Source organism: Bacillus thuringiensis (genome assembly GCF_001455345.1).
Lineage (GTDB): Bacteria > Bacillota > Bacilli > Bacillales > Bacillaceae_G > Bacillus_A > Bacillus_A thuringiensis_N.
This window is the reverse complement of sequence record NZ_CP013274.1, coordinates 436924-454306: the sequence shown is the minus strand read 5'-3', so window position 1 is coordinate 454306 and position 17383 is coordinate 436924. Positions and strand designations below refer to the sequence as shown.

The window sequence follows — 17383 nt, the reverse complement described above, 5'->3', positions numbered from 1 at the left end:
CTTACGCTTCTTTAATTGATATAATACTTGTAAATGGTAATAAAACTTCTGTTCCTATTCCTTCTTGCAGTGTTAAGAAATCATCACCAACTGCTACAATAACACCTGCTAACTGTCCAACTGTCACCGTAATTTCTACGTTTTTACCCAAATACTGCTCTGCAATTTCTTTAAAAGGTGATGTATTACATTCTTTTAATATTTTGCAAATAATAGATTGAAATCTGCTTGATTCAATAAATTCTTCCGTAGCTTGCTTAGAGTTTCTTTGAATAAATCTCGCGAAGTTTTGTGAAAATAAAAGTCGTTCCACAGCAGGTAATAACTTATTATCTAAAAAATAATCTAATTGTCTATTAAACAATCTCGATAACTTTTTCCAATACTTACCGAACAGACACATACACTTCTCCTCCTATGATTTTTAAATTATAAAAATACATCCATACATCTTAATGTATACAAAACAAACTTTTTTGTGATAGGTAAGACATACATTTTTCAGCAAAACAATATGTTCTAATCACACAAAAAAGATAGATGGTATCCCATCTATCTTTTTTTATATCTTAATTTTTAATTGTAACTATCGCAGAGACACTGTAATAAACCGCTCTTGGTAATGCTGCCTGTTCACTTATATAAGCTGTAACAAGAGAACCACCGCTTACCGAAAAATACTTAACAGCTTCTAATGGAATGCCATCTTCTTTCACATCAATATGCGTTCCATCTCGCCAGTCTATTTTCTGCATTGTTGCTGAAAGGTCCCCAGTCACTTTACCAAATTCTTTACCATCCCCCCCTAAAAAAATCCATTCCCACTTTGTTAAACTTAGTACTTGTTTCAACTCTCCAATTTTCTTTCCATCTACATTAGAAAAAACATAGAAATTACGTACTCCCATCTTCTTTTGAACACGTAACAACCTTTCTCCCGAGTGATTATATAAATAAAATTGTTGCTTATGTAGTCCCTTAAAAAGAAAAGAGAGTACAGCTTGCCATACACTTTGAATCACAAAATCATACTCTTCTTTTAAAAACCCTACTGTATTTCCATCTAATCCAAAGTATGTAATTACTTGAAATACTCCTACCTCTTTGCGAACAACAAATTTTTGTTGCTCCAATAATTCAGAAGTCTCTATATTATAATTTTCCTGTTTGAGCATTTTTGATCTTTGTTTTTCTATAAAGCCATATATTAATAATCCAAATGCCGGTAGTACAACACCTATTAATTTCAGATTTTCTTTCTCCAAAGTGAATAGCATCCCTTTTTTATATTCCATCACTAATCCAATTGCGACGATAATCCATACAATGACAGATACAAAAAAAATGCGTTTCGCATTACGTGCGTGATGCTTATGTATACTCATATCCCTCCCCCTTTTCCATTTACCCCGCTATTCGCCGGGCAGTAAGACCCCCACCTCAAAATTCGGCGAAAGCAAAGAGGTTAGGTGGGGGATCAACTGTCCGTAAAGCCCGATTGGTTCAACTAATAATCAGTGGGGGATGAAGAAAACCCCACTGATTAAATTTTCACTTTATTTCATTATCCCATTGCACATACACTTCCTCAATAAAAAAGGACTATCCAAAAGGATAGCCTCTTACACTTCAATATTTCGCAACATCGAATAAATGTCGTTATTCACGTTACCAAACGATTTAATGTTATTTTGAATGTTAGATAATAAAACGACATACACACTTCCATTTTTACTAAATCCATTTAAGCAATTCCATCCTGGCATTACACCGTGATTCGAGTAACTTCCCGGGTCTACATACCAACCAAATCCGTAATCCTTTTTCACGGCCGTAAACATTTGATCATAGCTCTCTTTTGAAATTAACTTTCCAGAGAAGAGTGCTTCATTAAATAAATATAAATCATGTGCACTTGTATATATATCACCACAACCATATAGTTGTGACATACTTGGAATATTAGGTGTTGTCATATTGTTATTTACTATTTTATAACCTGTTGATGGGAACCTTGTTTGCTCTAACGCTTTACCGAAACCAGAATGTTTCATACCAGCAGTAGCAAAAATATGTTGTTTAATATACTCTTCTAACGGTTGTCCACTTACCTTCTCAGCAATGTAGGCAAGTATAGAATAGTTCGAATCGGAATATTTCCACTTCTCTCCTGGACCACCAATACGCTTTTGATTTCCTATCCGCTTTATCAGTTCTTCATGAGAAATATCTTCTTTCCCCTGCTCATATTCGGGAATCCCTGATGTATGTGTTAATAGATGTTTTAGCTGAATACTATTACCTTGTGGAAAATTTGGAATATACTTTGCAACCGTATCCTCTACATTTAATTTATTTTGATCTTTTAATTGCATAATAGCAGTCGCTACAAACGCCTTTGAAATAGAACCAATATAAAAAGTTGTCTCTGAATTATTCGGTACTTGTTTCTCTTTGTTCGCCATACCATATCCTTTATTCAAAAGAACTTTTCCGTTCTTCACAATAACCGCTGTTCCACTAAATCCTGCTTTTTGTAAATATTGATCTAATTGAGCGTTTTCATTAATTTCTTGAGGTGGTCCCTCAGCAGGCTTTTCCACAGCTTGTGCTTGCTTCACTTGTTCTTCCTGCTCTTTTTGCTTTTGTTTTTGTGCTTCTTGCTTCTTTTTTTCTTCTTTCTTTTTTAGCTCTTCTTGTTTTTTCATTTCTGCTGCTGCTTTTAAAGTTTCTTCTTTCTTATTATGCACAACAATTTTTGTATACATGAAATATACAAGTGAAAATAGTAAGACGAGAATGATTGTTCTTTTTATGTATACAATCGGCCGACGTGCTTTCCCATTCGCATTATTTTTTTCCTGATCCATGATTGCCTTTTTCCCCTTATTTACCGATAATTTAATTCCCTACTAAAGATTTATTTTAGTAGATTATGGATACTTCATTCTATGTCATCCCTACTTTATCACGCACTGCACATATTACCAACCTATATGTATAAAAAAGAAAAAGAAAATTTACAAAAGTAAGATTCCCGTTAAATTTTTAACAAAAAAAAGAGGATACCCTCTAAAAAAACTGATGTTATCAATCTTTTTGGATATCCTCTTATCTAATTATTTATACGTGTTTTTTCATATCATCGGCAACAGATTCAACATTTGTACCTACGATAACTTGGACACTCGTGTTACTTAATTTCATAACACCTTTTGCACCAGCACGTTTTAATGCTGCTTCGTTTACTTGACCAGCATCTTTCACTTGTAAGCGTAGACGTGTTGCACAGTTATCAATAACTGTTAAGTTTTCTTTTCCACCTAAAGCTGCTACGTAAGTTTCACCAATTGAGCCTGCAACTGGTGCTTCTTCGCCTTCAGCTAATTCCTCTTCGTCTTCACGACCAGGAGTTTTTAGGTCGAACTTCTTAATTAAGAAGTAGAATACTACAAAGTAAATTGCTGCGTAAATTAAACCGATTCCTGCTAGTAACAATGGTTTTGTTGCAATACCGAAGTTTAAGAAGTAATCGATTGCCCCGGCACTAAATGAGAAACCATCATGGATGCCAAGTGTTGTTGTAATGAATAGAGACAGACCTGTTAATACAGCATGAATTCCATATAATACTGGTGATAAGAACATGAATGAGAATTCAATTGGTTCTGTAATACCAGTTAAGAATGAAGTTAATGCTAGACCACCTAACATACCTGTAACCATTTTACGTTTTTCTGGTTTAGCAGCTGCAATCATTGCGAAACATGCTGCTGGTAAACCGAACATCATAATTGGGAAGAAACCAGTCATAAACATACCTGCTGATGGATCTTTTGCAAAGAAGCGTGCAATATCACCATGAACGATATCGCCAGCTGCATTTGTAAAGTCACCAAGTACGAACCAGAAGTATGTGTTCATTACGTGGTGTAAACCAATTGGAATTAATAAACGGTTTAATAATCCGAATAAACCAGCACCAATTGAACCTAAGTTCACGATACCATGTGCTACTGAATCAATACCACTTTGAATTGTTGGCCAAATTTGACCGAATACTAATCCTAAAAGAAGCATTACGATTGAAGTAATGATTGGTACGAAACGTTTTCCAGCAAAGAATCCTAACCATTCTGGTAGTTTAATCTTATGGAATTTGTTGTATAGTAAACCAGCAACAACCCCTGCAATAATACCACCGAGTATGGCCATATTAATTTTCGGCGTTAATGCCGCTGCTTTTGAAACCTTTGTCATTGTATCTGCTAATTTAGTTGGATCTACTGAACCGACTAAATCTTGAACACTTTTTAATTTATCATTTAACTCTGCTGCTGAATATGTCTTACTTAGAGCATTCGTTGTATTTTGTAAAACAAGATATCCGATTGCTCCGGCAAGTCCCGCTGCTCCACTACCGTCAATAGACAAACCGATTGCAACACCAATTGCAAAAATAAGTGCTAAATTATCAAAAATTGCTGCACCGGCCTGTGCCATAACAGGAATGTTAAATACGTCTTCTTGTCCTAAACGAAGCAATAATCCTGCTGCTGGTAGTACGGCGATTGGAAGCATTAACGCTTTACCAATACGTTGTAGAAACTGCAACATTTTAATTCCCCCTATCAAATTTATGAAATCGTTATCATTATAAGTACGCCTTAGAAAACGCTTTCTATTTACATAACCATAATAACATATAGTTGTATAGATGTGTAGTTTTTATTTTTGAATTTTTTATGGATAAATCTCCTATTTCCAAACTGTTATATAAAAGGAAAATTCTCCTTCTTTAATACAGGATACTCAAAACGAAAGACCCACGATATAACATGTAACTTTCGTTTTATCATTCCACTTTTTCATGTTATTATTTATTTCCGAGCATATCGGGAAAAGTAAACTTAGTTAATTCGAAATAGGAGCGTTGGTACTATGCAGTGCATTGAAACAAACAACTTACAACAGTTGTTAGAACAAGTAAAACCATATACGAAAAAAGGAAAGCTTGCTACTTATATCCCCGAACTAGGAAATGCAAATCCCGATGATTTAGGGATTGCCATTTTCCATAAAGAAACAGAATACATCCATGCTGGCAACTCACAAACACTATTTACTCTTCAAAGTATTTCAAAAGTAATTACACTTGCACTTGCCCTTTTAGATCGTGGTGAAGAATATGTATTTTCTAAAGTTGGAATGGAACCAACTGGTGATCCATTTAATTCTATTATTAAGTTAGAAACGACAAGTCCTTCTAAACCACTTAATCCTATGATTAATGCAGGGGCACTAGCTATTACAAGCATGTTAACAGGAAAAGATAATGAAGAAAAGATGGAGCGCATTCTTCATTTTGTACGTGAAATAACAGATAATCCTACTATTAATTATTCTTCTAAAGTTGCCAATTCAGAATTAGAGACAGCTTACTTAAATCGTTCACTTTGTTACTATATGAAACAAAACGGAATTATTGATTGTGATATCGAAGAACTGATGGATTTATACACTCGTCAATGTGCAGTTGAGGTAAACTGTATCGATTTAGCACGTATCGGTTTAATTTTTGCGATGGATGGATATGATCCATATAAGGAAAAACAAATTATCCCTAAACATATTACAAAGATTTGTAAAACATTTATGGTTACATGCGGTATGTATAACGAGTCTGGTGAATTTGCGATTCGTGTTGGTATCCCCGCAAAAAGTGGGGTAGCTGGTGGCATTTTCGGCTGCGTAAAAGGCGAAATGGGAATTGGTATTTTCGGACCAGCTTTAGATGCAAACGGAAATAGTATCGCTGGTTTTAAAATTCTTGAACTTCTTTCTGCTCAAGAAGGTTGGAGCATTTTTTAATTGAGAGTAGTTATCCTGCTATACTAGCAGGATTTTTTATTTCATAAAAACCTCAACTTTATCAGCTATCCGTGCCCTTACAAAAACCGTACTGAAAGTTTCTCTATATCATGCATATTTGCTCCCCCCTCCTGAATAATATAGTACAACCTAGCGCTATATGTGGAGGTGTGAAAGATGAAACTAATATTTCAAATGGGAAAACAACCTGTTCTTGAAAAGACAATCCTTCTTTTTATATTGAGTATTGTAGAAAGCTTGAAGTTAAAAGTTGTTTCACTCGACGAAGCTCACCGATACATATTCAATTTAGAAGTACTTGAATTATTAATGGATCGGAACATCGATGATCAAGTACTTGAACTTATTCATTTCGGGATGGGACTTGAAGACATTTATCATGTGCTTCCTGAAGAACTTGAGCATACGATTGAGGAATTAAAGTGGCTTTGCATTCAAGTATTAAGTGAGTACAGTATGCATGAAGAATCCGAACAATTAATTGAAGATATACGGTAAAAAAAGCACCTATGTAGGTGCTTTTAATGTTTTTTCAAACTATTTTTATACGCCTCAATATTTACTGGTAGCTCTTCCTCTTCCAAAGTATGTTCATTTACATCTTTATGAATGAACGCACCTTTAGGTGGTTGGTGATCATGCCCTTTTTTCTTATGATCAAATGCTTTCCCGCGTCCCATACAAATCCCCCTTTCTTAAAAGAAATCCGTATTAGTATGGAGAAAAGTACGTCGATATATGCAATCCCTTGCTGTATTTCCAAGGAAATACTCGAACCTTGTTTTCTACTCTCCTTACAACAACTGATCGATCCCAATAAGAATTAATAACACCCCTGCAATTATCGTCGCCCATTTCCCTAAGTATTCTGCTAAAAATCGTTTTCCTACATACGCAAAACCACTAATACAAATAAAACTAAACACCCCAGAAATAGTTGCTGTAAGCCATAGATTCAAGTTTGTTACCCCAGCATCAAACCCACCTGCAATATTATTAATAGACAACGCAACCCCTAAAACAATTGCTTCTGAAAAACTAATTGTTTTAGAACCATCAAAATCTGCTTTTTCTGGATCACGTAAAATGCCCATAAGTACATTACTATCTTTAGAACCTACAGTATTTCTTTGCCCCAAGAAAGGCTGGCACAAAATAAACACACCGATTATACCTAAAACGATTGCTCCAATTAGGTTTGCAGTAAACTCTGAAATAAATAACGCTATCCAGTTCCCAAAAAAACCAGCTAATAAAGTAAATAAAAACCCAAAAAATGCGATGATAAAATTGTTAAGCCACGAAATTCGAATTTTACGAATGCCATATGCAATCCCAACACCTGCATTATCTAAATTAGAAGCAATACCGATTAAAAAAATTGAAAATAGACCTGCCGTACTCATAAACAGCCACCCCTTTTTCTCACTTTTCCATGCATCTTATGAAAATGTTGAGCAACTGTGCCTGTCTGTTTCATATACATGTAATAAATGCTCAACATTCTTTCAACAATAAAAAAGGAGTGCCTTCACTATGCCTAAAGAAAATCCCAATGAGCGGCTTAGTATATTAATAAAAAAACTTTTAAAAGAACGTGCCTTATCCATGCGCCAATTAGGAATGCATACAAATATTGATCCCGCAACAATCTCAAGAATTATGAATGGTAAACAACCGCCAAAACAAAAACATCTACAAAAATTTGCAGAATGTTTGCAAGTTCCACCCCAATTGTTATTTGATGAAATGTATCCTGATTCTCCTCACATAAATAAAGAAAAGACGGATATGTACACATCTCTTGATACCATTCAGCAAACGCTGCAATCCTCTAACTTATTCGATTTCGACTATACAACAACGCGTGTAAAACAAGAACTCGAAAACTATGAACGCTATGCTCAAACAACAGAAGGTGAAAAACGGATTCATGAAAGTTTTGCAAGTAAATTAGAACAAATCGATAGCGCTGGCCCTTTTATTGAACAATTAACGGATATGTATCAACAATTTTGCAATGAGGCTATTTCAAATGAGGAACGTGCGGTTCTCGGAGGCGCATTATTGTATTTCATTTTATCAACAGACATTATCCCTGATTATCTCTTTCCAATTGGCTATTTAGATGATGCAATTGCTGTTGAATTAGCGAAAGAGAAATTAATCGAACTAAAACGAAAGACATAGAAAAACAAAGAACTATTTCAGTTGTTTCGGTTCAACTCTGAAATAGTTCACTAAAAAATCGTACAAGTATACATACCTGTACGATTTCAACATACTCATCTATTTTTTGGTATGACACCATTCATATATAAATGCTGTTATCACTTTTGTAAATTCAATTAACTGTTCAATTTCAACTTTCTCATTTACAGAATGAGCTTCTTCTAATGTACCTGGTCCGTATATAATTGCTGGAATGTGAAACTCACTAAACCACCCGCCGTCAGTTACCGTTGCAGACATATCTAAAATTGCATTTTTAGATATGATTGATTCGTGTACTGAGCTAAGCATTTTTACAGCTGCATGTTCACTATCTACTTCTAAAGAAGGGAAAATTTCGCCTCGATCCACAATCATCGATTCTCCGCCCCACTTAAATTGTGGCGGATTTTCACTTAACCATGGATCGGCAGCCGCTACTTTACCAATATACGCTTCAATTTCTTGTGCGATTTGTTCATGTGTTTCATTCGGATAAAAGTGCACTGTTATCCATAACCGGCACTCATCCGCAATAAACGCTGCATGTCGACCACCTTCAATAACAGCTGGATTAATTGTTGTTGTTCCAGATGGATAGCCTTCATATGTTTTCATGACTGCCCAATGACGCTCTAATTCTTGTAAACTTTGCACAATTTTCATCATTTTTTCAATTGCACTCGCTCCGAATAAACGTCCTCCAGCATGGATCATTTGCCTGCGTGTTGCATCATGAAACGTTTGGGGGCTTTTCACAGTAATCCATCCAGTAATTACGCCGCCCTGTCCTTGCATATGTAAATCACTCGTATCCACTACGACTGCAAAATCAGCATCATAACCTCTTTTGCAGCATTGAAGTGTACCTGCCTCTCCAACTTCTTCCCCAATTACGGATTGAAAGATTAAATCTCCAGGTAATTCAATGCCAGCTTCTTGTAAAAGCTGAATAGCAAATAGTGCCCCAGCCAGTCCCCCTTTCATATCTGCCGCACCACGTCCAACTAACCAACCATCTTTTATAAATGGCTCAAACGGATTCGTTTCCCACGCCTCATCTGCTGTCACTTCAGCTACATCCATATGTCCATTAATAATAAGACTTTTATGTGTGTCACTTTCTAGCCCTTTTCTAACCCCAACAACGTTCGGGTCATTCGGATATACATCCCATTTATCAACACTAAAATTTCGTTTTCTTAGAAAATCTGCAATAAATTCTTGTGCCTCATTTGTGTTTCTCGCCGGCGGTGCTGGTGTTTCAAAACGAATTAAAGTCTTTGTAAGCTCTAGTAACTCATCTTTTCGTAAATCAATCCGTTCTAATAGCTGTGAAACTTCTTGATTCATCGCTAATTCCCCTTTGCATACTATAGTATGTTTCCAGCTTTATTTTCACAAAAAAAGAGACTGTTTACAAATCTTACAGTCTCTTTTTTTAGCATAAGTTTCTAATATATTTATAAACTTTCTGCTTCTGTTGTATTTACTTTTTCAACATGTTCTATCTTGCTTCCCTTATTTTTTGTCGCACGGTAAAACAGTAAACAAACAATCATAAATGGAATTCCACAATATAACGCCATTCTTTGCTCTGGGATAAAAGCCATAGCAACTATAACTGTTACATTTAATGTTAATGCAAGCAGTGGTACGAATGGATACAGCGGTGTTTTAAATTTCAAGTCCTTCACATCCCCGCCCTGCTTAATGTATGACCTTCTAGCTAATAAGTTCGATAGAGCAATAGATGCCCAAACTAATATCGCCCCGAACCCGGCAATAGAAAGTAGCCATAAATAAACTGTATCTTCCGCATAAATACCTGATAGTAATGAAAGACAACCTACAATTGTACTTACAATCAATGCATAAATAGGAACACCATTTTTAGATAACTTACCGAAAATTGGACTAATCATTCCTTGATTAGACATAGACCATAGCATACGAGAAGTTGCATATAATCCTGAATTCGCCACGGATAGAACCGCTGTAATAATAACGAAATTTATAATATCGGCTGCATAAGGAATACCAATTTTATCAAATACAACTACGAATGGACTTTCTATCACTCCTGCTTGCTGCCAAGGGAATAAGCCTGCAAGAATGAAAATAGATAATACAAAGAACACAAGTATACGCCAAACTGTATTATTAATTGCCTTCGGGATCGTTTTCTCTGGATTCTCACTCTCTCCAGCTGCAATACCAACTAGTTCCGTTCCTTGGAAGGAAAAATTAACTGCAATCATCGTAATTAAAATGGCTGATAATCCATTTGGAAACAACCCACCATAATCAGTAAAGCTAGAGAACATCGGTGCTGGTTCATTTCCTTTCATATCTAGAAAACCAAACATTGCTGCCCCGCCTAAAATAATAAATGCAATGATTGTAATTACTTTAATACTTGCAAACCAAAATTCAACTTCTGCAAAACTTCTTGAAGATAACGCATTGATAGCAAAGAGAAGCACCGCAAACGCTACACACCAAATCCATGACGGTACATCAGGAAACCACCGTTTCATTAAAATACTAACTGCAATCAGTTCAATACCTATCGTAGCAGACCAGTTTAGCCATGACATCCAGCCGACTACATAACCCGCTGCAGGGGAAATGTGCTTTGTAGCATACGTTTGATAAGATCCTGCGTCAGGCATCGCAACAGCTAGCTCTCCAAGACAGAGCATCGTTAAATACATAACAAATCCTCCAACAAGATACGCTACAATCGCTCCTCCAGGCCCAGCTTCATGAATTGTATACCCAGATCCTAAAAAAAGACCGGTACCAATAACTCCTCCAAGTGCAATCATAAAGATGTGCCTGCTTTTCAATTCCCGTTTTAACCCTTGGTTTTGATCAATCATATAAATCCCCCCTTTTCCCTTTGGAAACCCATTTCATGTAAGCGTTTTTAAAAATATTCATAATAAGAATACTTATTGAAAAGAGCAAAATACATAGTATCAATCACTACCTGTTATTAAAAGATCATCCCTCACTGTTATTAATAACTTTTTATCAGCGATAGCTTGTCCTTCTACTACTTCTAATGATTCGATATATCCACTGATTCCTACTTTAATTTCTACTTTCTGTTTATCTATTGTTTCAATTAACGCTAATTTCTCCCACTCGTATACGTAAGAGCTTTCCGTAACAAATAACTTCTCTACTTTCCCGTAACAAGGACTATACACGCCTTCTATAACCATCTTCACTTTATAAACTCCTCCTTCTTATTAATTGGTACTGAAACGTTGCATATCCCTCCTTTAGAGATTTCAACTATTATTTATGCAAAATGCGTACCAATCTCCAATTCCTATTTAAAATGAAGGTTTCTCAAAAAAAAATCTTCATAACCGCAAAATTTTTCTATCATTTGAGAAATTTTAAAGGAAAAATAGCAAAAAAATTTTGCGATTTTATAAGAATTTTAATAAAATTATAAAAAGTCAGTCTTCATAGGGTGAAATGAGGAGAAGATAATCTATGCGTACAGAAGAAATTAATTTTAAACAGATCATTGAAATGAATATGCTATATGAAACTTTACTCAATGAGCTCGATATCGGGATTCATATTATTAATGAGGAAAGTAAAACGATTATCTATAACCGCAAAATGATGGAAATTGAATCAATGGAACGCTCAGATGTGCTATATAAAAGTCCTTTAGAAGTATTCGCATTTGAAGAAAATAAAAATAGTACTCTTATAGAGGCATTAAAATTAGGAAAAACAAACAAAAATATAAAACAAACGTATTTTAACAATAAAGGGCAAGAAATTACAACGATTAACAATACTTTCCCTATAATAGAAAACGGAAAAATTAAAGGCGCTATTGAAATTTCAACAGAGATTAGCCATTTCAAACAAACAATGAAAACGAACCTTTCTCGAAAACAAAATAATAAATTTACCTTTAATCACATAATCGGTGATTCTAATGCTATTCAATCTGTCATTACAGAAGCAAAGAGAGTAATTCGTACATCCTCATCCATACTTCTCGTAGGAGAAACAGGGACCGGTAAAGAACTATTTGCACAAAGTATCCATAATGAAAGCCAGCGTTCAGGCAAACCATTTATTTCACAAAACTGTGCCGCTATACCTGATACACTCATGGAAAGCTTATTATTTGGTACGAACCGAGGTGCATTTACAGGAGCTATCGATAAAGCTGGTTTATTTGAAGAAGCAAATGGAGGAACTTTGTTATTAGATGAGATCAACTCATTAAGTCCAGCACTTCAAGCGAAGTTGCTACGAGCTATACAAGAAAAAACAATACGAAGAATCGGAGGCACACAAGAAAAAGAAATTGATGTTCGTATCATAGCAACTATTAATGAAGATCCTCTTGAAGCTATTACACACAATAGATTACGGGAAGACTTATATTACCGATTAAGCGTCGTTACTTTATGTCTCCCGCCTTTACGTGAACGAAAAGAAGATATTCCTGATCTTGTGCAGCACTTTATCGAAAAGTACAACATTCAATTTGGACTTGGCGTAACGGATCTAGATGTACATGTAAGAGAATTCTTGTATGCATATGATTGGCCTGGAAACGTACGAGAATTGGAACATATCATTGAAGGTTCGATGAATTTAGTTGAAGATGAAAATATCATTACAGCGTTTCATCTTCCCACTCGCTTTCGTGAACGAATAAAAAAAGAATTCAATATGCAACCTTCCCTAACTAATAACGAGAATGATGCACCTAAAACGTTAAAGCACACAATAGAGACAATGGAGAAGAACTACATCAATCAAATTCTGACAGAGTATCACGGTAATATTTCACAGGCTGCAAAGTTTTTAGGATTAAGTAGGCAAAACTTACAATATCGAATTAAAAAATTGCATTTACACATATGAAATGAAACTTTAATCAAATGTAGGATGAATCCGCTTCCAATCGCAGATGAAAATTGGGAAAATATGCTACAATAAACATATAACATACTAGAAAGGAACGATATATATGAGTAATGATAACAAATTAAAGTTATTACAATACTTAGCCTTCTTCCCTACCCTTGTATGTATGATGTTACTAGTTGATATGAATGCTTATCCTTATGCAAAACTATTAGCAACAATTAGCGGCTCCTTTGCAGCTATTATGCTTGCTGCTTTTTGGAATTTGAAGATACGTATGAAGAAAGAAAAATCTTCTTAATGCCAAAACAATAAAAAAATCGAGCTTACACAGCTCGATTTTTTTATTGTTTATTAAAATTCAACATTCTCCAAATACAAACCACTCGCCTCAGCAAGACAATTAATTTGATTACGTTGTTTTTCCTCTAAAATATTTGGGATTGCGTCCGCATCTAATTGTCCTAATCCAACTTCAATTAATGCTCCAACAATTTTTCGTACCATGTTATGAAGGAATCCGTTACCACTTACTCTAATTTGTACAAATCCTGCTTCTTCCATCACTTCAAGTGTATATACTTCTCGAACCATAGACTTTTTCTTTGATTTCGCATTTGAAAAAGCAGTAAAGTCATGTGAACCAACTAAATGTTTCGCAGCTTCTTTCATGCTTTTCACGTTTAATTTTTTATTCACATGCATGCTGTATTTACGCATAAATGGATTTGTATGCTCTTCATTCCAAATTTTATAAAGATACGTTTTTGCTTTAGAATTGTAACGAGCATGGAAGCGATCTTGTACTTCTTCTACATTCGTAATGCTAATATCGTTGGGTAAATGTTGATTTAAATATTTTTTCACTTTATGTTCGACTAACTTCTCATCACTTTGAAAATTAGCAACTTGATTCAAAGCATGTACACCCGCATCTGTTCTACTACAACCGATAATTTCAATTTCTTTTCCGATCATTTCAGATATGACACTCTCGATTTTTCCTTGAATTGTATTATCGTTATTACCGAGACGTTGCCATCCTTTAAAACGTGCACCATCGTACTGAATCGTTAATTTATAATTATTCATTTTACTCTCCTTCATAGAAAATATTCCCTCATATCGTGAGGGAATATGAATAAACTTTACTTTCTAACAAGCTTCACTACATTTTCTACATGAGCTGTATGCGGGAACATATCAACTGGTTGCACATACTCCACTTCATAACTCTTCATTAATGCTTGTACATCACGTGCTAATGAAGATGGATTACAAGATACGTAAACAACTTGTTTCGGCTTCACTTTTAAAATTGTTTCCAGTAATTTATCGTCGCAACCTGTACGAGGTGGATCGACAACAATTACATCTGGACGCCATCCTTCTTTTACCCATTTCGGTAACCATTGTTCAGCTTTACCTGCTTCATATTTCGTATTTGTAAATCCGTGACGCTTCGCATTTTTTCTTGCGTCTGCAATTGCTTCTGGAATTACATCCATACCACGTACTTCCGCTGCATCATTTGCAAGCCAAAGACCGATTGTACCAACACCACAATACGCATCTACAATTTTTTCATCGCCTGTTAAAGCCGCTGCTTTTTTGGCTTCATTATATAAAACAACCGTTTGTTCTGGATTCAACTGGAAGAATGCACGTGCTGATAATTCAAATGATAAATCACCAAGTGTTTCTTGAATTACTTCTTTTCCAGCTAATTTAAATGTTTTATCACCGAAAATAACAGATGTTTTACGCCAATTCACGTTTTGCATAATTGATTTAACAGCTGGCATCTGTTTTTGTACTTCTGCGATAAATTGATCTTTATTTGGTAATTCTTCTTTTGTTGTAATAAGTGTAACTTGTACTTCCCCTGTTTGAACTGCAGTACGTGTCACAATTGTGCGTACTAAACCTTTTTGTTTTTTCTCATTGTAAATAGAAACATTTAATTTTTCTAAAATACGTCTTACAACTTTTGTCGCTTCATTCGTTGCTTTATGTTGAATCATACAATGAGCAATATCAATTAACTGATGTGAGTTTTGTTTATACAGCCCTGTAATAACCTTTTCGTCTTTACGTCCCACTTGTAATTGACTCTTATTACGATAATGCCATGGATTTTCCATACCAAGCGTTGGACGAATTTTCTCTTCCAAACTGTTGTTCATATACTTCTCAAATGCTTGTACAACAATATCACGCTTTTGATTTAATTGTTCTTTATAGTCTAAATGTTGCAATTGACAACCGCCACACTCTTCATATACCGGACATGGTGCTTTCACACGATGTGGTGAAGCTTTACGAACTTTTTTCACTTTCGCTTCAGCGAAACCACGCTGAATTTTCGTTGTTTCAGCAACAACTTCTTCTCCTGGTAATGCTCCTGGAATGAAAACAACTTGTCTCTTAAAATAACCAACGCCTTCTCCGTTAATCCCTAGACGCTTAATTGTCACAGGAAATGTTTGACCAACTTCCAACTTACTCTCATGTTGTTTTTGTATCATTATTACACCTCTACTCTATACTTTTCCATAAATATAACGCTGCATAACTGCAGTATGGTTCACACTCTTGTTTCACGTTTTCTAAAAACGCATCACCCGGTTTATCATCTAATTGAAATACACCTTGTACTGCACGCTGAATCCCAATGTCTGCTTTCGGAAACATATTTTTCCGTCCAAGCCCAAACATTAAAAAGTTTTGCACTGTCCATGCACCAATCCCCCTAATTGGTAACAATTGTGCTGCAACCCCTTCTTCTGTTTCGTTTTCTATTCTAGTTAAATCTAACTTACCACCTATAATATACTTTGCTAATCCTACCATATATTCAGCTTTTCGCTGACTAAATTTCTGCTCTCTCAATTCTTCAATTGAAATATTTGCTACTATTTCTGGAGTAGGGAAAAAGAATACACCGTTCTTCTCTGTTCCATATCGTTTTACAAATTGCTCTGTCAGCACAGTAGCAAATTTCAAATTTATTTGTTGATGAATAATACAGCGAAGTAAACATGCAAAATAATCGAATTCTAAAATAATTGGAGTATAAGCATATGTTTCAAATAGTGGACGTAATGATGTGTTTAAAAAATGATCTTGTATATCTTGAAACGGTTCATTCCAATGAAAAATGGCCTTCATTCGTTTCATTACTTTCTCTGGATCTCCTGTCTGACTAGAAATCCAAAATTGTGGATTTTGCACAGTACCAATCCCTTGCAAGCGGACAACAATCTGTTCCTCGTCTATACAAAGCGGGACATACATGACTTTCTCATCTAATTGAATGACGTTTAGTGGATCAAAAGATAAACGCTTTAACACTTCTTCAAAATGGTACGGATACTCTAACGTAACATGTTCGCTCCACATACGTTTCCCCATCCTTTTTACACATCATTATAGCATGAGAAAACCGCAAGCATACATGCTTACGGTTGATTGCTTTTTACTAAGTCATCTAGACTTTTAAAATGATACCCTTTCTCGCGCAAATCATCAATGATTTTCGCAAGCGCTTCTGCATTATCTTTTGATATTGCATGAAGTAATAAAATAGATCCTGGATGAATCATCGTCATTACATTATTATGCGCATATTGCCATCCTCTTTGCTGATCCACTTTCCAATCTAGAAATGCGAGTGACCAAAATACATTATAATAGCCCATTTCTTTCGTAAGAGCTAATGTTCTTTCACTAAACACACCTCGCGGAGGGCGTACATATTTCACTTCTTTTTGTCCAGTGACTTTTTTAATTTCTTCCGTTACACTCGTTAATTCTTCACGAAGTTTCTCATCATTTACCGCTGTGAAATCAGGATGACTCCACGAATGATTTCCAATAATGTGTCCTTCATCCTTCATTCTTAATAGCAAATCTTTTTGCGTTTTAATATAATGTCCTGTTACAAAGAAAGTTGCCGGTACTTTTTTCTCTTTTAATACATCTAAAATCTGGCCTGTGTATCCATTCTCATATCCATTATCAAATGTTAAATAAATATCTTTTTTCTTCGTATCCCCTAAATAAAATCCGCCATTTTTTTGTAGTAAATTTGTATATAATTTCCCTGCATCTGGTACTGTTTCATTTTTAGGACGTGGGATCCCCCAGTTATGTGGAGTATTTGTATAAGCCAATGCCGAAACTGGAACAAGTGCCATCATAATTGAAAAAATGAGACCTATATATAACCATTTATATTTCATAAATAGTCTCCTTTCCATATATAATCGTACCTGTAGTTTCTGTTGCTGTGCATTCTTTCATGCTGAACATGTTTTTCTATATATACCAAAAAAATGCATCTCGAATCATTCGAGAT

18 protein-coding genes are annotated in these 17383 nt (G+C 35.2%); 5 read left to right on the top strand and 13 right to left on the bottom strand.

The genetic code is table 11. The annotated features are described in order from the left end of the window. Position 1: 1 nt before the first annotated feature. From ATN06_RS02560 to nagE, 4 genes are all read right to left on the bottom strand, one after another. Positions 2-403, bottom strand: a complete 402-nt coding sequence (locus tag ATN06_RS02560; RefSeq protein WP_060629426.1) for an LSm family protein — start codon at positions 401-403, stop codon at positions 2-4. A gap of 166 nt (positions 404-569) precedes the next feature. After that, on the bottom strand, positions 570-1385 hold the full coding sequence (locus ATN06_RS02555) for a hypothetical protein (protein WP_060629425.1): 816 nt from the start codon (positions 1383-1385) through the stop codon (positions 570-572). Positions 1386-1622: 237 nt separating this feature from the next. Continuing rightward, a complete protein-coding gene (locus ATN06_RS02550; protein ID WP_060629424.1) occupies positions 1623-2870 on the bottom strand; it encodes a serine hydrolase domain-containing protein in 1248 nt (415 codons plus the stop codon). Between the two features lie 253 nt (positions 2871-3123). Further along, positions 3124-4617: an N-acetylglucosamine-specific PTS transporter subunit IIBC gene (gene nagE, locus ATN06_RS02545; protein WP_000938876.1), complete on the bottom strand. Its 1494-nt coding sequence runs from the start codon at positions 4615-4617 to the stop codon at positions 3124-3126. 324 nt (positions 4618-4941) lie between these two features. On the opposite strand from nagE, the gene glsA reads away from it, so the two are divergent. Together glsA and ATN06_RS02530 are read left to right on the top strand one after the other, a co-directional pair. Then, positions 4942-5871, top strand: a complete 930-nt coding sequence (gene glsA / locus ATN06_RS02540; protein ID WP_060629423.1) for a glutaminase A — start codon at positions 4942-4944, stop codon at positions 5869-5871. A gap of 177 nt (positions 5872-6048) precedes the next feature. After that, positions 6049-6390 carry a DUF3969 family protein gene (locus ATN06_RS02530; RefSeq protein ID WP_000766604.1) on the top strand — a complete coding sequence of 114 codons (342 nt, stop codon included), beginning with the start codon at positions 6049-6051 and terminating at the stop codon, positions 6388-6390. Between the two features lie 23 nt (positions 6391-6413). Here the strand turns inward: ATN06_RS02530 and ATN06_RS02525 are convergent, their stop codons facing one another. Together ATN06_RS02525 and ytaF are read right to left on the bottom strand one after the other, a co-directional pair. After that, positions 6414-6572 (bottom strand): hypothetical protein, encoded by a 159-nt coding sequence (locus ATN06_RS02525; protein WP_000532409.1) that lies wholly within the window; start codon positions 6570-6572, stop codon positions 6414-6416. A gap of 114 nt (positions 6573-6686) precedes the next feature. Next, entirely contained in the window at positions 6687-7298 is a 612-nt protein-coding gene (gene ytaF, locus ATN06_RS02520) for a sporulation membrane protein YtaF (RefSeq protein WP_060629422.1), read from the bottom strand. 130 nt (positions 7299-7428) lie between these two features. On the opposite strand from ytaF, the gene ATN06_RS02515 reads away from it, so the two are divergent. Then, a complete protein-coding gene (locus tag ATN06_RS02515) occupies positions 7429-8082 on the top strand; it encodes a DUF1232 domain-containing protein (protein WP_060629421.1) in 654 nt (217 codons plus the stop codon). A gap of 99 nt (positions 8083-8181) precedes the next feature. Here the strand turns inward: ATN06_RS02515 and ATN06_RS02510 are convergent, their stop codons facing one another. The 3 genes from ATN06_RS02510 to ATN06_RS02500 all read right to left on the bottom strand — a co-directional run bounded on the left by ATN06_RS02510 (position 8182) and on the right by ATN06_RS02500 (position 11342). Next, positions 8182-9456 (bottom strand): acetylornithine deacetylase, encoded by a 1275-nt coding sequence (locus ATN06_RS02510; RefSeq protein WP_060629420.1) that lies wholly within the window; start codon positions 9454-9456, stop codon positions 8182-8184. A gap of 110 nt (positions 9457-9566) precedes the next feature. Then, on the bottom strand, positions 9567-10988 hold the full coding sequence (locus ATN06_RS02505; protein WP_060629419.1) for an amino acid permease: 1422 nt from the start codon (positions 10986-10988) through the stop codon (positions 9567-9569). A 99-nt stretch (positions 10989-11087) separates the two neighbouring features. Next, positions 11088-11342 carry a biotin/lipoyl-containing protein gene (locus ATN06_RS02500; RefSeq protein ID WP_000784766.1) on the bottom strand — a complete coding sequence of 85 codons (255 nt, stop codon included), beginning with the start codon at positions 11340-11342 and terminating at the stop codon, positions 11088-11090. Between the two features lie 274 nt (positions 11343-11616). On the opposite strand from ATN06_RS02500, the gene ATN06_RS02495 reads away from it, so the two are divergent. Further along, positions 11617-13020, top strand: a complete 1404-nt coding sequence (locus ATN06_RS02495) for a sigma-54 interaction domain-containing protein (RefSeq protein ID WP_060629418.1) — start codon at positions 11617-11619, stop codon at positions 13018-13020. A gap of 106 nt (positions 13021-13126) precedes the next feature. Continuing rightward, positions 13127-13324: a hypothetical protein gene (locus ATN06_RS02490; RefSeq protein ID WP_000063921.1), complete on the top strand. Its 198-nt coding sequence runs from the start codon at positions 13127-13129 to the stop codon at positions 13322-13324. Between the two features lie 53 nt (positions 13325-13377). Here the strand turns inward: ATN06_RS02490 and truA are convergent, their stop codons facing one another. Genes truA through pdaA form a run of 4 tightly spaced genes read right to left on the bottom strand, consistent with a single transcriptional unit; the run spans position 13378 to position 17267 of the window. Then, positions 13378-14115 carry a tRNA pseudouridine(38-40) synthase TruA gene (gene truA / locus ATN06_RS02485; RefSeq protein WP_048542121.1) on the bottom strand — a complete coding sequence of 246 codons (738 nt, stop codon included), beginning with the start codon at positions 14113-14115 and terminating at the stop codon, positions 13378-13380. A gap of 56 nt (positions 14116-14171) precedes the next feature. Next, positions 14172-15551 (bottom strand): 23S rRNA (uracil(1939)-C(5))-methyltransferase RlmD, encoded by a 1380-nt coding sequence (rlmD, locus tag ATN06_RS02480; RefSeq protein ID WP_060629417.1) that lies wholly within the window; start codon positions 15549-15551, stop codon positions 14172-14174. 10 nt (positions 15552-15561) lie between these two features. After that, positions 15562-16425: a DNA-3-methyladenine glycosylase family protein gene (locus ATN06_RS02475; protein ID WP_060629416.1), complete on the bottom strand. Its 864-nt coding sequence runs from the start codon at positions 16423-16425 to the stop codon at positions 15562-15564. Between the two features lie 59 nt (positions 16426-16484). Further along, positions 16485-17267, bottom strand: a complete 783-nt coding sequence (gene pdaA / locus ATN06_RS02470) for a delta-lactam-biosynthetic de-N-acetylase (RefSeq protein WP_060629415.1) — start codon at positions 17265-17267, stop codon at positions 16485-16487. Between the last annotated feature and the right edge of the window lie 116 nt (positions 17268-17383).